Origin of the sequence: Marivivens donghaensis, from assembly GCF_011806565.1 — a bacterium.
Lineage (GTDB): Bacteria > Pseudomonadota > Alphaproteobacteria > Rhodobacterales > Rhodobacteraceae > Marivivens > Marivivens donghaensis_A.
Genome location: NZ_JAATOP010000004.1, coordinates 292630 through 308053, shown reverse-complemented (window position 1 = coordinate 308053; position 15424 = coordinate 292630). Strand labels below are relative to the sequence as shown.

18 protein-coding genes and 2 tRNA genes are annotated in these 15424 nt (G+C 61.5%); 13 read left to right on the top strand and 7 right to left on the bottom strand.

Annotated features, from left to right (window positions below):
• Window positions 1-2 precede the first annotated feature (2 nt).
• From HCZ30_RS08475 to HCZ30_RS08460, 4 genes are all read left to right on the top strand, one after another.
• Window positions 3-77 (top strand) — tRNA-Gly (locus HCZ30_RS08475).
• Window positions 78-262: 185 nt separating this feature from the next.
• Window positions 263-850 (top strand): imidazoleglycerol-phosphate dehydratase HisB, encoded by a 588-nt coding sequence (gene hisB, locus HCZ30_RS08470; protein WP_167637844.1) that lies wholly within the window; start codon window positions 263-265, stop codon window positions 848-850.
• Window positions 847-1488, top strand: a complete 642-nt coding sequence (gene hisH / locus HCZ30_RS08465; protein ID WP_167637843.1) for an imidazole glycerol phosphate synthase subunit HisH — start codon at window positions 847-849, stop codon at window positions 1486-1488. Before hisB ends, hisH begins: the two co-directional genes overlap by 4 nt.
• Before the next feature lie 63 nt (window positions 1489-1551).
• Entirely contained in the window at window positions 1552-1866 is a 315-nt protein-coding gene (locus tag HCZ30_RS08460; protein ID WP_167637842.1) for a hypothetical protein, read from the top strand.
• Between the two features lie 72 nt (window positions 1867-1938).
• Here HCZ30_RS08460 and HCZ30_RS08455 read toward each other — a convergent pair whose 3' ends face one another.
• The gene (locus HCZ30_RS08455; protein ID WP_167637841.1) at window positions 1939-2322 is read right to left on the bottom strand and encodes a DUF2147 domain-containing protein; all 384 of its coding nucleotides are present in this window, start codon (window positions 2320-2322) and stop codon (window positions 1939-1941) included.
• A 131-nt stretch (window positions 2323-2453) separates the two neighbouring features.
• On the opposite strand from HCZ30_RS08455, the gene hisA reads away from it, so the two are divergent.
• The 4 genes from hisA (at window position 2454) to HCZ30_RS08435 (ending at window position 4588) form a co-directional block, all read left to right on the top strand.
• The gene (hisA, locus tag HCZ30_RS08450) at window positions 2454-3176 is read left to right on the top strand and encodes a 1-(5-phosphoribosyl)-5-[(5-phosphoribosylamino)methylideneamino]imidazole-4-carboxamide isomerase (protein ID WP_167637840.1); all 723 of its coding nucleotides are present in this window, start codon (window positions 2454-2456) and stop codon (window positions 3174-3176) included.
• On the top strand, window positions 3173-3463 hold the full coding sequence (locus HCZ30_RS08445; RefSeq protein ID WP_167637839.1) for a hypothetical protein: 291 nt from the start codon (window positions 3173-3175) through the stop codon (window positions 3461-3463). The genes hisA and HCZ30_RS08445 overlap by 4 nt, the downstream gene beginning before the upstream one ends.
• A 61-nt stretch (window positions 3464-3524) precedes the next feature.
• Window positions 3525-4283, top strand: a complete 759-nt coding sequence (gene hisF, locus HCZ30_RS08440) for an imidazole glycerol phosphate synthase subunit HisF (protein ID WP_167637838.1) — start codon at window positions 3525-3527, stop codon at window positions 4281-4283.
• Window positions 4283-4588 (top strand): phosphoribosyl-ATP diphosphatase, encoded by a 306-nt coding sequence (locus HCZ30_RS08435; RefSeq protein ID WP_167637837.1) that lies wholly within the window; start codon window positions 4283-4285, stop codon window positions 4586-4588. Before hisF ends, HCZ30_RS08435 begins: the two co-directional genes overlap by 1 nt.
• Here HCZ30_RS08435 and HCZ30_RS08430 read toward each other — a convergent pair.
• Both HCZ30_RS08430 and rlmB read right to left on the bottom strand, forming a co-directional pair.
• Window positions 4585-5031, bottom strand: coding sequence for a CoA-binding protein (locus tag HCZ30_RS08430; protein ID WP_167637836.1), 447 nt, complete (start codon window positions 5029-5031; stop codon window positions 4585-4587). The genes HCZ30_RS08435 and HCZ30_RS08430 overlap by 4 nt on opposite strands.
• A 174-nt stretch (window positions 5032-5205) precedes the next feature.
• The gene (gene rlmB, locus HCZ30_RS08425) at window positions 5206-5985 is read right to left on the bottom strand and encodes a 23S rRNA (guanosine(2251)-2'-O)-methyltransferase RlmB (RefSeq protein ID WP_167637835.1); all 780 of its coding nucleotides are present in this window, start codon (window positions 5983-5985) and stop codon (window positions 5206-5208) included.
• Window positions 5986-6129: 144 nt separating this feature from the next.
• On the opposite strand from rlmB, the gene HCZ30_RS08420 reads away from it, so the two are divergent.
• Together HCZ30_RS08420 and HCZ30_RS08415 are read left to right on the top strand one after the other, a co-directional pair.
• Window positions 6130-6213 (top strand) — tRNA-Tyr (locus HCZ30_RS08420).
• Window positions 6214-6337: 124 nt separating this feature from the next.
• Window positions 6338-7327 (top strand): hypothetical protein, encoded by a 990-nt coding sequence (locus HCZ30_RS08415; RefSeq protein WP_167637834.1) that lies wholly within the window; start codon window positions 6338-6340, stop codon window positions 7325-7327.
• A gap of 60 nt (window positions 7328-7387) precedes the next feature.
• Here HCZ30_RS08415 and HCZ30_RS08410 read toward each other — a convergent pair whose 3' ends face one another.
• Window positions 7388-8104, bottom strand: a complete 717-nt coding sequence (locus tag HCZ30_RS08410) for an SIMPL domain-containing protein (RefSeq protein ID WP_167637833.1) — start codon at window positions 8102-8104, stop codon at window positions 7388-7390.
• A gap of 162 nt (window positions 8105-8266) precedes the next feature.
• On the opposite strand from HCZ30_RS08410, the gene HCZ30_RS08405 reads away from it, so the two are divergent.
• Together HCZ30_RS08405 and HCZ30_RS08400 are read left to right on the top strand one after the other, a co-directional pair.
• Entirely contained in the window at window positions 8267-10411 is a 2145-nt protein-coding gene (locus HCZ30_RS08405; protein WP_167637832.1) for a hypothetical protein, read from the top strand.
• A 78-nt stretch (window positions 10412-10489) separates the two neighbouring features.
• Entirely contained in the window at window positions 10490-12421 is a 1932-nt protein-coding gene (locus HCZ30_RS08400) for a monovalent cation:proton antiporter-2 (CPA2) family protein (RefSeq protein WP_167637831.1), read from the top strand.
• Here the strand turns inward: HCZ30_RS08400 and cobT are convergent.
• Window positions 12418-13434 carry a nicotinate-nucleotide--dimethylbenzimidazole phosphoribosyltransferase gene (cobT, locus tag HCZ30_RS08395; RefSeq protein ID WP_167637830.1) on the bottom strand — a complete coding sequence of 339 codons (1017 nt, stop codon included), beginning with the start codon at window positions 13432-13434 and terminating at the stop codon, window positions 12418-12420. The two genes, HCZ30_RS08400 and cobT, sit on opposite strands and share 4 nt — an antisense overlap.
• A 76-nt stretch (window positions 13435-13510) precedes the next feature.
• Between cobT and cobS the strand changes: the two genes are divergently transcribed.
• The gene (gene cobS, locus HCZ30_RS08390) at window positions 13511-14278 is read left to right on the top strand and encodes an adenosylcobinamide-GDP ribazoletransferase (RefSeq protein WP_167637829.1); all 768 of its coding nucleotides are present in this window, start codon (window positions 13511-13513) and stop codon (window positions 14276-14278) included.
• Here cobS and HCZ30_RS08385 read toward each other — a convergent pair.
• Window positions 14264-14956 (bottom strand): VCBS repeat-containing protein, encoded by a 693-nt coding sequence (locus HCZ30_RS08385; RefSeq protein ID WP_167637828.1) that lies wholly within the window; start codon window positions 14954-14956, stop codon window positions 14264-14266. The two genes, cobS and HCZ30_RS08385, sit on opposite strands and share 15 nt — an antisense overlap.
• Entirely contained in the window at window positions 14956-15279 is a 324-nt protein-coding gene (locus HCZ30_RS08380; protein ID WP_167637827.1) for a 2Fe-2S iron-sulfur cluster-binding protein, read from the bottom strand. Before HCZ30_RS08380 ends, HCZ30_RS08385 begins: the two co-directional genes overlap by 1 nt.
• Window positions 15280-15424: the final 145 nt, after the last annotated feature.

The window sequence follows — 15424 nt, the reverse complement described above, 5'->3', positions numbered from 1 at the left end:
GTGCGGGCGTAGCTCAGGGGTAGAGCATAACCTTGCCAAGGTTAGGGTCGGGCGTTCGAATCGCCTCGCCCGCTCCAATCAAAACGCGGCGCCTTCGGGCGCCGTTTTTGTTTTCCGGCCCCGTGCTCCCTCACCTTTGTGCTGCAAATATCCCGGGGTGAATTGGCCGCAGGCCAAGAGGGGCAGCGCCCCAGCTCCCTAGAAAAGCTTGGCCTTGCCCCTGCCCCGTTCTATAAGCCGCTGAGCATTATCCGGAGGCCCCATGCGCACCGCAAAGATCACGCGTTCCACGTCCGAAACGTCTATCGAGGTCGAAATCAACCTCGACGGCACGGGCACTTACGACAACCAGACCGGCGTTGGTTTCTTCGACCACATGCTGGACCAGTTGTCGCGTCACTCGCTGATCGACATGACCATCCGCGCCAAGGGCGACTACCACATCGACGACCATCACACCGTCGAAGACACCGGCATCGCTATCGGTCAGGCACTGGTCAAAGCGCTCGGCGACAAGAAGGGCATCAACCGCTACGGCCACTTCGCGCTGGCGATGGACGACACGCAGGTGCGCTGCGCCCTCGATTTGTCGGGCCGCTCCTATCTTGTCTGGAACTGCCCCTTCACCGCGTCGCAAATCGGCACTTTCGACACCGAACTGGTGCGCGAGTTCTTTCAGGCTATCAGCCTGCACGGCGGCATCACCCTGCACGTCGACCTCGTGCACGGCGTGAACAGCCACCACATTGCCGAAGCCGCGTTCAAAGCGCTCGCCAAAGCGCTGCGTATGGCCGTCGAGACCGATCCGCGAATGTCGGCCGCCCTGCCCTCGACCAAGGGTGCGCTATGAGCCTCATCGCGCTTGTAGACTACGACAGCGGCAACCTGCACTCGGCCCAGAAAGCATTCGAGCGCATGGCAAACGAGGCTGGCCACGGCACTGTCGTGGTCACCTCCGAGCCTGATGTTGTCGCCAAGGCCGACCGTATCGTCCTGCCGGGCGATGGCGCGTTTCCGGCGTGCCGCAAGGCGCTCAGCGATATGGGCGGTCTGGCAGAGGCTATCGACGAAGCCGTGACCAAGGGCGGCAAGCCGTTCCTCGGCATTTGCGTCGGGATGCAGATGCTCGCGACCACGGGCCACGAATACGAAGAGACCGCCGGTTTCGACTGGATCGGCGGCGACATCGTGAAGATCGCCCCCTCGGACGAGTCGCTCAAGGTACCCCACATGGGTTGGAACGACCTCGTCATCGACAACCCACACCCTGTGCTCGACGGCATCGCTACGGGCGATCATGCCTATTTCGTGCACAGCTATCATATGCGGGTTAAAAACCCTGCCGAGCGCATCGCGCACGTCGACTATGCCGGTGATATCACTGCCATTGTCGGCCGTGACAACGTCATCGGCACCCAGTTCCACCCGGAGAAAAGCCAAGCCACGGGACTGCGGCTCATCGCCAATTTCCTATCGTGGAAACCTTAACTATTGTAATATTGTTTCATTGGGGTGACTATCCTTCCATTGTAGGACAATGGGGAGGAGACCATGGGCGATCGTTCGATCGTGGCCTACAAGGCCTATGCTGACCAACACGAAATGCTGGACGAGATGGTGGCTTACCACCTCGCAGTGCTTCTGAGGCTCGGCTATCTTACCGACGCACCTGTTTTTGTGCGTTGGCTCGACGACGACAACCTGCTTGTGTCGTTCCAGTGGAAAGACGGTGCGCGTCGCCGTGCGCTTGTCCATCCGGACGTACGCAACATCAGACTGGCTATCGGTGAAATCGCAGAGGCAAAGCGCCTTTCGCACATGCCGATGTCATTCGCACGGCAAAGCAATGCAAGCGCAGTAGCCTGATAACTGCCACTCAAAAACGAATGCGCCGCGAATTGATCGCGGCGCATTTTCATTGAGCGGTAGGTATTTGGCTTAGCGGCGAACCCAGTTCTGGGCCGAGCACAGCAGACCGCCCGCGATACAGCCCTTCAGCTCCATCTGGTCACCGTTCAGGTTGATCTTACCGATGTAAATCTTGTTGTTCGACGGGCGCCAGACGTTGCCGCGATACTCGCCCTCACCCTGCGGGACCATGTCGATCACCAGCTGGCGGCCGATGTTTTCGGACTGGTATTCACCGTCGGCATTGAAGGTGCGTGCAATCACGCCGCAGAAAGCCGGACCGCACGGGCTGATTTCGACGAATGCGAATGCGCCGTCGTCGGGCTGGGTCTGCCAGGTGCCCTCGATCGGGTCGGCGGCAGCAGCGCCGGCAAGGCCAACAGCCATCAGCGCGGCTAGTGCAAATTTCTTCATAATGGTTCCTCCCATAACTGAGGGCAGCCTGAGCGCGAACTGTGATTCTGGACAAGCGTGACGTTGGGTTCGTTGCATTCTGCCGTCACCCGTGCATAACGGCGCCAACATAGTTTGAAAGGATGCCTCGCATGATCCTCTACCCCGCTATCGACCTTAAAGACGGTAACGCAGTGCGCCTCTACAAGGGCGAGATGGATCAGGCCACGGTCTTCAACGAAAACCCCGCCGCGCAGGCGCTGGAGTTCGTGAACGCGGGCTGTGAATGGCTCCACCTCGTCGATCTGAATGGCGCATTCGCGGGCGAGCCCGTCAACGCCGCGCCTGTCGAAGAGATCCTGAAGCAGTGCAAGGTTCCCGCCCAGCTCGGCGGCGGTATCCGCGACATGGCCACCATTGAACGCTGGCTGGACAAGGGCCTCGAACGGGTAATCCTCGGCACCGTAGCGGTGGAGAACCCCGATCTAGTGCGCGAAGCGGCCAAGGCATTCCCCGGTCATGTTGCTGTCGGCATCGACGCCCGCAAGGGTATGGTCGCGACCAAAGGTTGGGCCGAAGAGACCAATGTGAACGCCACCGACCTCGCCCGTTCGTTCGAGGACGCAGGCGTTGCCGCGATCATCTACACCGACATCAACCGTGACGGCGCGATGCAAGGCCCGAACGTCGAAGAGACCGCCGCGCTCGCGAATGCCGTCTCTATTCCGGTCATCGCGTCGGGCGGCGTATCGTCCATCGAAGACCTTCAGAACCTGAAAAATTGCGGCGCACCGCTGAACGGCGCAATCTCGGGCCGCGCGCTCTATGACGGCGCGATTGATCTGGGCCAAGCGCTGAAAGTGCTGAAGGCTTGAAGAAAGCCGCCTACATCGTTCTGATCGTAGGCATCGCTATTTGTGCGTTTCCGCTGGTGTCCCTCATCTGGGGCATCGCGGTGGCCAACGTTTTCGACTGTAGCCTGAGCGAGAATTCCGTCGAGGTCTGTATGATCGGCGGCACCGACTGGGGGCCGACGCTGACCTTCGCCACGATGCTCGGCTGGCTAGCGATTGCGACCATCCCTGTCGGCGGTGTTCTGATCGCCCTTCTGGCTGTCCTTCTGCTCGTCGACTTCCTGATCTTGCGCCGCCGCAAGCGGTGATCGTTGCATCGACCGCCCCTGCCCTTTACAGACTGGGGCAATTCCAGCCGGAGAGCTTGCCATGCTGAAAACACGGATCATTCCCTGCCTCGACGTTGCCGACGGGCGCGTGGTCAAAGGGGTCAACTTCGTTGATCTGATCGACGCCGGAGATCCCGTCGAAGCGGCCAAAGCATATGACGCCGCAGGTGCGGACGAGCTGTGTTTCCTCGACATCCACGCGACCCACGAAAACCGCGGCACCATGTTCGATCTGGTGACCCGCACGGCAGAGGCGTGTTTCATGCCCCTCACCGTCGGCGGCGGCGTTCGGACGCACAACGATGTGCGTGCGCTGCTGCTCGCGGGCGCTGACAAGGTGTCCTTCAACTCCGCCGCTGTGGCCGACCCCGACGTGCTGACCGATGCCGCCATGCGCTTTGGCTCGCAGTGCATCGTCTGCGCCATAGACGCCAAGACCGTGGAGCCGGGCCGTTGGGAAATCTTCACCCACGGTGGCCGCAAACCGACCGGCATCGACGCCGTCGAATTCGCCATCACGGCGATGGAAAAAGGCGCGGGCGAACTGCTGCTGACCTCGATGGACCGCGACGGCACCAAAGCGGGCTTTAACCTGCCGCTGACCAAAGCGATCTCCGACGCGGTCGACATTCCCGTCATCGCATCGGGCGGCGTGGGCAACCTCGATCACCTTGTCGAAGGCGTTACCGAAGGCGGCGCGTCGGCGGTTCTGGCGGCGTCCATCTTCCACTTCGGCACTTACACAATCGGCGAGGCCAAGGCTCACATGGCTGCCGCTGGCATTCCGGTGAGGCTCTGATGTCCATCTACGATCTCGACAAGACCATCCAGTCGCGCAAAGGCGCCGATCCCGAAAGCTCGTGGACTGCGAAACTGTTCGCCAAAGGGCCTGAGAAATGTGCTGAGAAATTCGGTGAGGAAGCCATCGAGGCCATCATCGAAGCCGCCAAGGGCAACCGCGAGGGTCTGATTTCCGAAGCGGCCGATAGCCTCTATCACCTGCTGGTCATGTGTGCCGCGCGCGACATCACGCTGGCCGATATCGAAGCCGAACTGGACCGCAGAACGCACCAGTCCGGCATCGCCGAAAAAGCCTCGCGTTAAAGCTCGGAGACTTTCGCGCTTCCGAAGAGGCGCGGAAACTCCACCTTCGGACAGCGGTTCTGCACGACCTTAACGCCGCGCGCTTCGGCCTTGTCGGCAGCTTCGTCGTTCTGCACGCCAATCTGCATCCAGACCGACTTAAGGTCGGGCCAACGCTCCAGCGCCTCATCAACGATCGCAGGCACGGCGTCCGATTTGCGGAACACGTCGATCATGTCCACGTCATGCGGAATGTCCGCGAGCGAGCCGTAGACGGTTTCACCCAGAAGCTCCTGCCCCGCCAGACCGGGGTTCACCGGAAAGATGCGATAGCCGCGACTTTGCAGAAACGCCGCGACAAAGTTGCTCGGGCGCTCTTCGTTTGCGGACGCACCGACCACAGCAATGGTGCGGGCATTGCCCAGAACGTCACGGATCAGGGTGTCATCGACAGTTTGGGGCATTGGACCTCCGCCATAAAAAAGCGCCCTAGGTGAACAAAAACCGAGGGCGCTGAAAGTTGTGGAACGAGGGACAGTGAGTCGGTGAGGGGGTGTTCCGCTCCCCTCCGATATTCACTGATGTAAGCGCGTTCCGTGATCTTTAAAGGCCGCTCATGTTTTTGTGATAAGAGGCAATTACTTAGCGCGCGCAGCATAGAGCGCCACAGCTGCGGCGTTGGAGACGTTAAGCGATCCGAAACCGCCCGCAAAGTCGATACGCACCAGCGCGTCCACGGTTTCCTTGGTTTTCTCGCGCAGGCCCGGACCTTCGGCTCCGAGGACCAGTGCGACCGGACGATCCGTGCGGCCTTCGAGCGCTTCCTCGATGGTCTGCGTCGCTTCACCGTCAAGGCCAACCACGTAGTAGCCGAGCTTTTGCAGTTCTTCGATGCCATCGGCGAGGTTGCGGATACGCAAATACGGCTGGCGTTCAAGCGCACCGCTGGCGGTCTTGGCAAGCGAACCGGTTTCAGGAGCAGAGTGACGCTGGACACCAACAACAGCGCGGGCACCGAACACTTCCGCCGAACGCAGGATCGCACCGACGTTATGCGGATCGGTCACACGGTCGAGTAGGACGATTCGAGCAGGCCCCGACCCTTCGCGCATCGACGCATCTTCGAGCGTGCCCCAGTCGAGCGGTTTGACTTCGAGCGCCGCGCCTTGGTGGACCGATTCAGGATCAATGGGAGCGGCGAATTTGCGAGGGTCCGAAATCTCCGGCTCCATGCCCGATTGCGCGATGGCTTCAGCCAGCTTGGCTTCAGCATTTTTCGTCACGACGAGTCGCAGACGCTCGCGCGCCGGATTCATCAGCGCATCACGCACGGCGTGCAGACCGAAGAGCCAAACAGTTTCGCTTGCGGCAGCGCGTTTGGCTTGCTCTTTTTCGATAACCCACTTCGGCTTTTTCATGTCGGAATCCCTTGTTTGCTTACCTCTACATGCGACGAAGTGCGGCGAGTAACAAGCCCAATGACATTTCTATAAATTTTGGTGTTGACGCTCCCTGCACTCAGCCTTAGACAGCGCCCCACAGACGAGGTTGATGCCTCTGACGGGCGACGTGCTGCAAGGTGCGGCAGCGGACTGTAACTCCGCCGGGGAGACCCATGCCTGGTTCGATTCCAGGGTCGCCCACCACTTTCCTCTTCGAAATTGGTGGTTCTCAACAACAGCTTAGCGGCTGATGTTGGCGCTTTGCGGCAATAAGCCGATTGCCGAAATACTCTTCCAGATTGAGCGAAATGGGCCTACGACTGGGCTCATGACAAAATCCTCCGATTTCAACATCATGATCGTCGGCCAGAAGGGTCGCCTGTCGTACGAGGCGGTTCTATTCGCTGCGTCGCTTCGCGAAATGTCGCCGAACTTCAAAGGTAGCCTGATCGTCGTAGAGCCGCAGCCGGGCCCGAAATGGAGTTTCGACCCGACGATGAACGCGGACGTTCGCGCCGCGCTGATCGATCTGGGTGCTGAAATCCTGCCGTTCGAGAGCCGCCATTTCGGAGAAGCCTACCCCTATGGCAACAAGATCGAAGGTCTGAGCGTCTTGCCCGAAGGCGAGCCGTTCATGTTCTTCGACACGGACACGCTGATCCTCGACGATCTGGGAAAGCTGGACATCAACTTCGACCACCCCGCCGCTTCGATGCGCCGCGAAGGGACGTGGCCGCAGGAAGAGCTATACTGGGATGGATATACCGCGATCTGGAAGTCGCTCTATGATCGGTTCGATTTGGACTTCGAAAGCTCGCTCGACCTGTCGCAACCGGATGAATACTGGCGCCGGTATCTCTATTTCAACGCGGGCTGGTTCTTCTACAAAGACCCTGCCGTGTTCCGCGAGCGCTTCCTGAACTGGGCGCTGGAGGTGCGTGACAACCGCCCAGAAGAGCTTGTCGTCCAATCGCTCGACCCGTGGCTCGATCAGGTGGTGCTGCCACTGGTGATCCATTCACTGGGCGGCGGACGTCCGGGACCGGAACTGGATGGGCTTGATGGTGACGTCACCTGCCATTACCGCATGTTCCCGCTGCTCTACGCGCGCGAAAGCGATCGGGTGATCGACGTTTTGGGACGGGTTACCAGCCCCAATAAGGTCAAGAAGGTGCTGAAGTCGCACGAGCCGATCAAACGCATGGTGTATCAGGGCCGCGGCGAGAAAGTGCGGGCGCTGTTCGATCAGAGCAACCTGCCCCACCGCGAACAGCAAATCCGCAACAAGATTAAAGCCAACGGCTTCTGGATGCGGTGAGTGCGGGGGCGCTGCCCCCGCGCCCCCGAGGTATTTTTATCAGAATGAAAAGAACGCGGTTTACTCGCCGATCGTCCAGCTCATCGTGACCGATTGCGTGACGGTGATGTTGCCTGGCTCGAGCGGGACGGAACGTTCGGGCGCGTCGGCTGCGGACATGCGGTACATCGGGGACGGGCCACCATTGTATCCGGCATCACCATCGACGATTGACTGGATACCGCCAAGCGAGATGCTTGCGGCCTCCGCCAGCACCTGCGCGCGGCGCATGGCGTCCTGAACGGCTTCGGTGCGAGCCTGATCGCGCAGATCCTGATCGTCATCGAGGCCGAAGCTGACGCCTTGTAGCGTATTCGCGCCGCTACCGACGACTTCGGAGATAAGGTCGCCGAGAGTCGTCAGGTCATGCACGTCGAAAGTCACGGTGTTCGACGCCGAGTAGCCACGGATTTCACCAAAGTCCATCGACCCGTCATCGCGGTTTCCATAGCGCGGGATCAGCGAGACAGAGCCGGTCCGGATGTCTTCAGTGGCGATACCGTTTTCCTTGAGCGCCGCGAGGATAGCCTCGGCGGCTTCGCTCGTGCTGTCGAGCACCTCGCCCGAGGTTTCGCCCTGCGCCTCGACGCCGAGGGTCACGGTGGCCATATCGGCGGGGGCTTCGACTTGAGCCATGCCCGTTGTCGTCAGTGTTCCGGTTTGAGCATCCTGCGCGGCCACGACGAGCGGCGCGCCTGCAAGCAGGCCTGCGGAGGCAAGTGTCAGAAAGGTATTCATTGAAATGTCCTCTTCCCTGTTCTGCGCACTAACCTATGCGCGCCGCGAATGCGGGGAAGAGGCGCGTGATTAAAATCTTTGTGTGGGCGGGAAGTTGCTATAGCCTGCCAGTTGTGGGGCGTTTACATTTGCCGGACCGACCTAACGTGCTAAGCCCGTACCATGACACCGAATTTCGCTCTATCCCTATCGTTTGAGGGCATCCGCCTGCTCCAGCGCAGTCAGGACGGCTGGCTTCTTGTTGGGGAAGCTGCGTTCGGCGCGGACGGGATGGATGCGGCGCTGGAAGAGTTGCGCTTGAAGGCCGAGCGCCTGTCGGACGGGCCTGCCCGCGTAAAAATCCTGATCCCGAATGACCAGATCAAGTATCTGAGCCTCAGTGATGCGACTGCCGATGAAGACGCTATTTTTGCGGAACTGGACGGCACTACGCCCTACTCGCGGGACGAGCTGAAGGTCGATTACAGCCGCGGCGAAGGCGTGACCTACGTGGCCGCCGTTGCGAAGGAGACCCTGACCGAAGCGGAGGGGTTCGCGCTCGAACACGGGTTCGATGCGGTCTGCTTTGCGGCGGTGCCAGAGGCCGGTACATTTAACGGCGAGCCGTTCTTCGGACGTACCGCATTGGCCGATGCGCTGATCACCAAAGGCGAAGTGATCGAACGCGATCCCGCGCCCGTGGTCGTTGTCGGCAAGGTCGAGGGCAAACCCGCCGAAGCGCCGGTCGAAGAGCCCGCACCGCAGGTGGTTTTCAGCAGCCGCAACAAACCTGAGCCCGAGGCCACCAAGCGGCAGAGCCCCTCTGCCATTCGCATGTCGGGCGTCGCGGCTGCGGCGCCTACTCCGCCGGCCGAGACGCCGAAACTGCGGATCACGGCCGTGCCGGTCACCGACTTTACTGCGCCGAGTGAGCCTGAACCGACCACGGGCACGGCGGCCTTGCCTCGTTCCACCATGCGTCCGGGGTTGATGGCAGTTCTGTTGGCCATCCTGCTGGTCTTCCTCGCTGCCGTCGGCGCTTGGGCAGCGTTCAATCCCGAAAAGGTCTCTGCCCTTTTCGGTCGGGACACGACCGAGCAAGCGATTGCCGACGTGGTCGACGAGCCGTCAGTGGACGAAGAGATCGAGGCGGACATTGCAGAGGTAGAGGAAACCGAACTCCTCCCGCCGACCGTTCTACCGAAAACCAATCTGCGCGTCGAATTGCCCGAAGGCAGCCGCCCGCTCTCGCCCGCTGAAGCGGAAGAGCAGTACGAGCTGACCCGCGTCTGGCAGCGCGCGCCGCGATTGCCGCTGACGCCGCGCAGCGAGGATTTTGCGTTCAACGTCGCCACGGTCGACACCATCGGCGTGCCGGAACAGTCCGAGATCGTACTGGCGAGCGCTCAGGCCGATCCTGCGCTACCGCTGCAAATGACGCCGCCGCCCGCTGGTTCGACCTACCCCCGCGACGAACGCGGCTTTATCCTCGCGTCGGCCGAAGGGACGATGATGCCAACGGGCGTCATGGTCTATGCCCGCGCACCCGATGTGATCCCGCGCTTCCGTCCAACCGACCCCGAAATTCCCGCGCCTTTGGCCGCTGTCGTCGACGCGCCCCGCCTGCGTCCCGGCTCTGGCGAGATCGCCGAAGAAACCGCTGAGCCCGAGGTCCAACTCGCCGCCGCGGAGATCCCCGCCGAGGACGCCCCGCCGCAAGAACCGGTAGAGCCGCAAGTGACCGCAGGCGGTGTCCCGATCTCTGCGCTGCGCCCTGCGGAGCGTCCCGAGAGCGACGAGGAGGTAGATCTTTCTGGGCCAGTCTACCCTGCCCCGCGTGCTCGCCCCGCCGACCTTGCCGCTGCCTTTGCGGACGAGTTGGAGAGCGAGGAAGAGGCCGAGATCGCCGCCCTTGCCGAAGCCATCGCCAATGCGCCCGATCCGCTGGAGAGTGCCACTGCGCTCGCCGTCGAAAGCGCGATGGGACCACGCCGTCGGCCGAGCAACTTCGACCAGATCGTCGCTGCAGCGACCCGCCCCGTCATCCAGACGCCGCAGCAATCCATCATGTCTCCGACCGGACCGGTTGCTGGCGGCGTAGCCGCAGCCGCGACCGAAGACAACGCGGTCAGCCTGCGCAACATGCTGCTTCTCGGCACGCGCGGCACGAACAGCTCGCGCATTGCCGTGGTGCGCCTGTCCAACGGCAGCATCACGACCGTGTCGGTTGGCGATACGCTCGACGGTGGTCAGGTCACGGCGATTAGCGAAACCGCCCTTAACTTCAGCAAACGTGGCCGACTTTACGGCCTGACGATGCCCGACTGACCCGCGACCTAGGAACAGATTTCGACATTTCCGCATTCATGTTACTGTTTCAGGTAACGATTACAGACGGTCCGGCACATGGATTCATTTCTTTTTCAGGCGACGATTTACCTCGGCGCCGCAGTCATTGCAGTCCCCCTCGCAGCGCGTCTCGGCCTTGGGTCCGTGCTCGGCTACCTCGCGGCGGGGATCGTGATCGGCCCGATCTTCGGCCTTGTCGGAAACGAAAGTGAGGACCTTCAGCACTTTGCCGAATTCGGCGTAGTGATGATGCTGTTCCTGATTGGTCTGGAGCTTACCCCGCGCACCCTTTGGGACATGCGGCTGAAGCTTCTGGGCCTCGGCGGGATGCAGGTGTTGCTCACCGGTGCCGCGCTGACGGGTCTGGCGTATCTGATGAACGAGACGCTGTTCGACTCTATCGCGATCGGCATGATCCTTGCGCTATCTTCGACCGCTATCGTCCTGCAAACGTTGACGGAAAAGAACCTCGTGCAGACACAGGGTGGCCGCAATGTCTTCGCCGTTCTGCTGACTCAGGATATCGCGGTGATCCCGATGCTGGCGCTGCTGCCGCTGCTCGCGACCAAGCAGTTGGTGCACTTCTCGCCCGACGGCTCTATGCTGCGCGCTCACGACAACAACGACCACCATGCGGCGTTTTCTTTGGTTGAGGGCCTGCCCGGTTGGGGCGTCACGCTGGTGACGCTCGGCGCTGTGCTGGCGATCATCCTTGCGGGTGTCTTCCTAACCAAGCCCGTCTTCCGATACATTCACCAAGCCAAGCTGCGCGAAATGTACACCGCGCTGGCGCTCCTCATGGTCGTCGCGATTGCGGTCCTGATGGAGATGGTCGGTCTCTCCCCCGCGCTGGGTACGTTCCTTGCGGGTGTGGTGCTGGCGAACTCCGAATTCCGCCACGAACTGGAGTCGGACCTTGAGCCGTTCAAGGGTCTGCTGCTCGGCCTGTTCTTCATCACGGTCGGCGCTGGCTTCGACGTTAGTGCGTTCTTTGCTGACCCTGTGCGGATCATGTCGCTGACGCTGCTGCTGATCGCTGTGAAGGTCGGTATCCTCTACGCCCTCGCGACCTTCTGGCGTCTGCGTTCGGAGAACCGCTGGCTCTTTGCGCTCAGCCTCGGTCAAGCGGGTGAATTCGGTTTCGTGCTTGTCTCCTTCGCGCTGGGCCTTGGAGCGTTGTCGCCGGGCCTCGGGCAGAAGCTGATCCTGATCATCGCGCTATCGATGCTGATCACGCCGCTGCTGTTCATCTACTACGAACACCGCCGCAAAAAGCTGGACCTGACCGACGCAGAAGAGGTCGCAGCGGACGAGATCGACGAACAGGGCACCGTCATCATCGCGGGCATCGGGCGTTTCGGGCAGGTCGTGAACCGCCTTGTGCAGAGCGCAGGCTTCTCGACCGTGATCCTCGATTCCGACCTCGAAACGGTGCAGATGATGCGCAAGTTCGGGTTCAAAGGCTTCTTTGGCGATCCGACCCGCCCTGACCTGCTGAAGGCCGCTGGCATCCAGTCGGCCAAGGTACTGGTTGTTGCCGTCGATGGCCGCGAGAAGGCGACAAAGCTGGTCAAGGACGCGCGCAAGATGCGCCCCGACATCCACATCGTCGCCCGCGCGCGAGACCGCCAGCATGTTTATGAGCTATACGCGGCTGGCGCGGATGACATCGTGCGCGAGCTGTTCGACAGCTCGCTCCGCGCAGGGCGTTATGCGCTCGAAAATCTGGGTCTGTCGGAATACGAGGCGGCTGAGGCCGAGGCCGTGTTCTATCATCACGACCGTTCGATGATGAAGGAACTGGCCGAGCTCTGGCGTCCCGATCTGCCGCCGACCCAGAACGGCGCCTACATGAAGAAGGCACAGGAATTGAACTCGGAGCTCGAACTGTCGATCGAGAGCCGCGAACGCGCCATGGAGCAGATCAAGGACAAGATCGGGGAGCCCCGCAAAAGCGACGCTCCCAAATCTCCGCAGGCGGACGGTTAACCGTCCGAGACGCCAGCTTCGTCAAAGGTCGCCATGCCAGAGTGGCAGGCGATCGCGCCTTTCAGCACGCCGATTGCCAGCGCCGCGCCCGAGCCTTCGCCCAGACGCAGGCAGAGCGCGAGCAGCGGCTCTTTGTTCAGCTTTTTCAACAGGCGCGGATGCGCGGCCTCTGCGCTGACATGGCCCGCGATGCAGTGATCCAGCGCACCTTCGGCAGCAACTTCGAGCACAGCCGCCGATGCGGTGCAGATAAACCCATCGAGGATCACGGGAATGCGGTGATAGCGGGCGGCAGCAATCGCGCCAGTCATACCGGCAAGTTCGCGTCCACCCACGCAGCGGAGCGCTTCGAGCGCGTCCTCTTTGGTCGACGGGTTCGCACGGATGCCCATTTCGACCACGCGGGTCTTGCGCTTGAGGCCGGAATTATCAACGCCCGTTCCGCGACCGACCCATTCTTCGGCCTCGCCACCGTACAGCGCGTAGGCAACCGCAGCGGCGGCAGTGGTGTTGCCGATGCCCATCTCGCCGACGACCAACAGGTCGGCGTCAGGGTTCACGGCGTCCCAACCGGCGGAAAGCGCGGCGATGACTTCGTCTTCGGTCATCGCGGGGCCTTCGGAAAAGTCGGCAGTCGGGGTATCGAGATCGAGCGGAACGACCGACATCTCAGCGCCGAACGCTTTGGACAGCTGGTTGATCGCCGCGCCGCCGTGTTCGAAATTGGCGACCATCTGCACGGTCACTTCCGGCGGGAAGGCCGAAATGCCCTTGGCGCAGACGCCATGGTTGCCGGCAAAGACGATGACTTGGGGCTTTTCCAGCGCGGGGCGCGGGTTGCCGCGCCAGCCTGCGTACCAGATCGCAATCTCTTCGAGCCGTCCGAGCGCACCGCCTGGTTTCGTCAGCATCGCGTTGCGGGCAACGGCCCCGTCCATCGCTGCCGTATCGATCGCGGAAAACTGTGCGAGAATATCACGGAACTCGTTCAGATTGGAAAATGGGGTGCCCATGTCGTCCTCATTGAAGTCTTGATCGCTCTTCAATAACTCTCGTGCCAACAAATGAAAGGTCAGAAAGGTCACACCGATGCCAAATGCCGACATGAAGCGCTTCGCGCCGCGTGATGTCCTGATCGCCATCGCGCTCCTGACCCGCCTGCCCGTCAAGCTCGCCGATGAAGAGTTCAGCCGTGGTGCCTTGGCCGCATGGGCCTACCCCATCGCCGGACTAGCCGCCGCGTTCTGCGCCGCGCTGGCAGGAAGCATCGCGCTATGGCTGGGCGTGCCCGTCAACATCGCGGCGATCATCGTCATCGCGGTGCAGGTCGTCGTCACGGGCGCAATGCACGAGGACGGTCTGGCGGACGTGGCCGACGGCTTCTGGGGCGGCTGGACGGTCGAGCGCCGTCTGGAGATCATGAAGGACAGCCGCATCGGCACTTACGGCGTTCTCGCGCTCGGCTTCAGCTTGCTCGCGCGGTTCGTGGCGCTGTCCTATTTGATGACGCTTGGGCACCTCTGGGGCGTTCTGCTGGTTGCCGCTGCGACCTCGCGCGTGCCTATGGTGGCGCTGATGCACTGGCATGACAACGCGCGGGGCAATGGCCTCTCACACAGCGTCGGTCGCCCGCCCAAGGAAGTCTTCGGCGGCGCGCTCATTGCTGGCCTCGCTGTTGCCGTGCTCTGCGCGCCTTGGGCCAGTATCATGCTGTTTGTCGTGCTGGCCCTGCTGACACTCGGGTGCAGTAAAATTGCGATGAACAAGATCGGCGGTCAGACAGGAGATGTCCTCGGCGCCACGCAGCAGATCAGCGAGATCGCCGCGCTGATCGTGATGGCATCACTCGCAGTTTGAGTTATTCGCGAGCGTGTCGGCGTCATAAGCGCCGACGTCCGTGGCGATGTACTGAGTGCCATCGAACGTCACCTGCATGATCCGCGTCCACGCGCCGTTCGCGAGCCAAAGCGTTCCGTCGCAATCCACCCCGCCCTCGATATGGGGCGTCTGGATTTTGTGATTGGTGAGGTTGGCAATCGACGCTTCAGGCGTCCAAGTCCACGTCCCGTCAACCTCGTCGACCTGCGCGATCTGTAGGGTCTTTGCGAGGTGCGGACGGTCGACAAAAGCCACCTCGACAGCACCATCACCGTCGAAATCGCCCATGCCAGCAACCGCATACCAGCGGTATTTCTGACCGACAGGCGGCGACTGCAGCACGCCCGCGACCGAGCCGTCCGGCAGCTCGCCGTAGATGTCGATCATCGCGCCCACGGTTTCATCGCTGCGGACCGTGATGACTTCGGGATTGCCGTCGCCGTTCAGGTCGAACAGACGCGGCGCTTCGTCTTCGAACACACCATCAAGGAACGAGAACTGGTACGAGCCGCTATCGGTCTCGACTTCGAGAATGGCATATTCGCCATTCGTCAGCGCACCATGCCCATAACGGGTCGTCGGCGCGAGTAGCTGCGCCCCCTGTACCTCTGCCTGAACAATGCCCGGCAGCAAAAGAAGGAGCGCAGCGAGACGCATCAGATTTGACGCTCCGGCATACGCACGACGAGACCGTCCAGTTCGTCTTTGACCTTGATCTGGCAGGACAGGCGCGAGGTGTTCGAATCGACCTCGTAGGCGAAATCGAGCATGTCCTCTTCCATCGGCTCCATCGACGGCACGCGGTCGGTCCATGCCGGATCGACGTAGACGTGGCAGGTGGAGCAGGCACATGCGCCGCCGCAGTCGGCCTCGATCCCCGGAATACCGTTGTCGCGAGCGCCTTCCATCACGGTCATACCGTTCTTCACGTCGATCTGGTGCTCGGTTCCATTGTGCTCGATGTATGTAATCTTAGCCATTGTCGGCCCTTCATCTGAGGAGTTTGCGCCAATCTAGGTATATCGCGCGTCGTTCGCCAGCCCTCGATAGGTAGGTTTCAACGGATCGCGTAAAATTTGCCTGAGGCCGCCAAAGTCGGCTAAGGTACTCGAAACAAGAGGCAAA

What these genes read in the sequence shown, in the direction of transcription:
- hisB (WP_167637844.1), top strand. Translation starts at nt 263, where the DNA reads ATGCGCACCGCAAAGATCACGCGTTCCACGTCCGAAACGTCTATCGAG.
- hisH (WP_167637843.1), top strand. Translation starts at nt 847, where the DNA reads ATGAGCCTCATCGCGCTTGTAGACTACGACAGCGGCAACCTGCACTCG.
- HCZ30_RS08460 (WP_167637842.1), top strand. Translation starts at nt 1,552, where the DNA reads ATGGGCGATCGTTCGATCGTGGCCTACAAGGCCTATGCTGACCAACAC.
- HCZ30_RS08455 (WP_167637841.1), bottom strand. Translation starts at nt 2,322, where the DNA reads ATGAAGAAATTTGCACTAGCCGCGCTGATGGCTGTTGGCCTTGCCGGC.
- hisA (WP_167637840.1), top strand. Translation starts at nt 2,454, where the DNA reads ATGATCCTCTACCCCGCTATCGACCTTAAAGACGGTAACGCAGTGCGC.
- hisF (WP_167637838.1), top strand. Translation starts at nt 3,525, where the DNA reads ATGCTGAAAACACGGATCATTCCCTGCCTCGACGTTGCCGACGGGCGC.
- HCZ30_RS08435 (WP_167637837.1), top strand. Translation starts at nt 4,283, where the DNA reads ATGTCCATCTACGATCTCGACAAGACCATCCAGTCGCGCAAAGGCGCC.
- HCZ30_RS08430 (WP_167637836.1), bottom strand. Translation starts at nt 5,031, where the DNA reads ATGCCCCAAACTGTCGATGACACCCTGATCCGTGACGTTCTGGGCAAT.
- rlmB (WP_167637835.1), bottom strand. Translation starts at nt 5,985, where the DNA reads ATGAAAAAGCCGAAGTGGGTTATCGAAAAAGAGCAAGCCAAACGCGCT.
- HCZ30_RS08415 (WP_167637834.1), top strand. Translation starts at nt 6,338, where the DNA reads ATGACAAAATCCTCCGATTTCAACATCATGATCGTCGGCCAGAAGGGT.
- HCZ30_RS08410 (WP_167637833.1), bottom strand. Translation starts at nt 8,104, where the DNA reads ATGAATACCTTTCTGACACTTGCCTCCGCAGGCCTGCTTGCAGGCGCG.
- HCZ30_RS08405 (WP_167637832.1), top strand. Translation starts at nt 8,267, where the DNA reads ATGACACCGAATTTCGCTCTATCCCTATCGTTTGAGGGCATCCGCCTG.
- HCZ30_RS08400 (WP_167637831.1), top strand. Translation starts at nt 10,490, where the DNA reads ATGGATTCATTTCTTTTTCAGGCGACGATTTACCTCGGCGCCGCAGTC.
- cobT (WP_167637830.1), bottom strand. Translation starts at nt 13,434, where the DNA reads ATGGGCACCCCATTTTCCAATCTGAACGAGTTCCGTGATATTCTCGCA.
- cobS (WP_167637829.1), top strand. Translation starts at nt 13,511, where the DNA reads ATGCCAAATGCCGACATGAAGCGCTTCGCGCCGCGTGATGTCCTGATC.
- HCZ30_RS08385 (WP_167637828.1), bottom strand. Translation starts at nt 14,956, where the DNA reads ATGCGTCTCGCTGCGCTCCTTCTTTTGCTGCCGGGCATTGTTCAGGCA.
- HCZ30_RS08380 (WP_167637827.1), bottom strand. Translation starts at nt 15,279, where the DNA reads ATGGCTAAGATTACATACATCGAGCACAATGGAACCGAGCACCAGATC.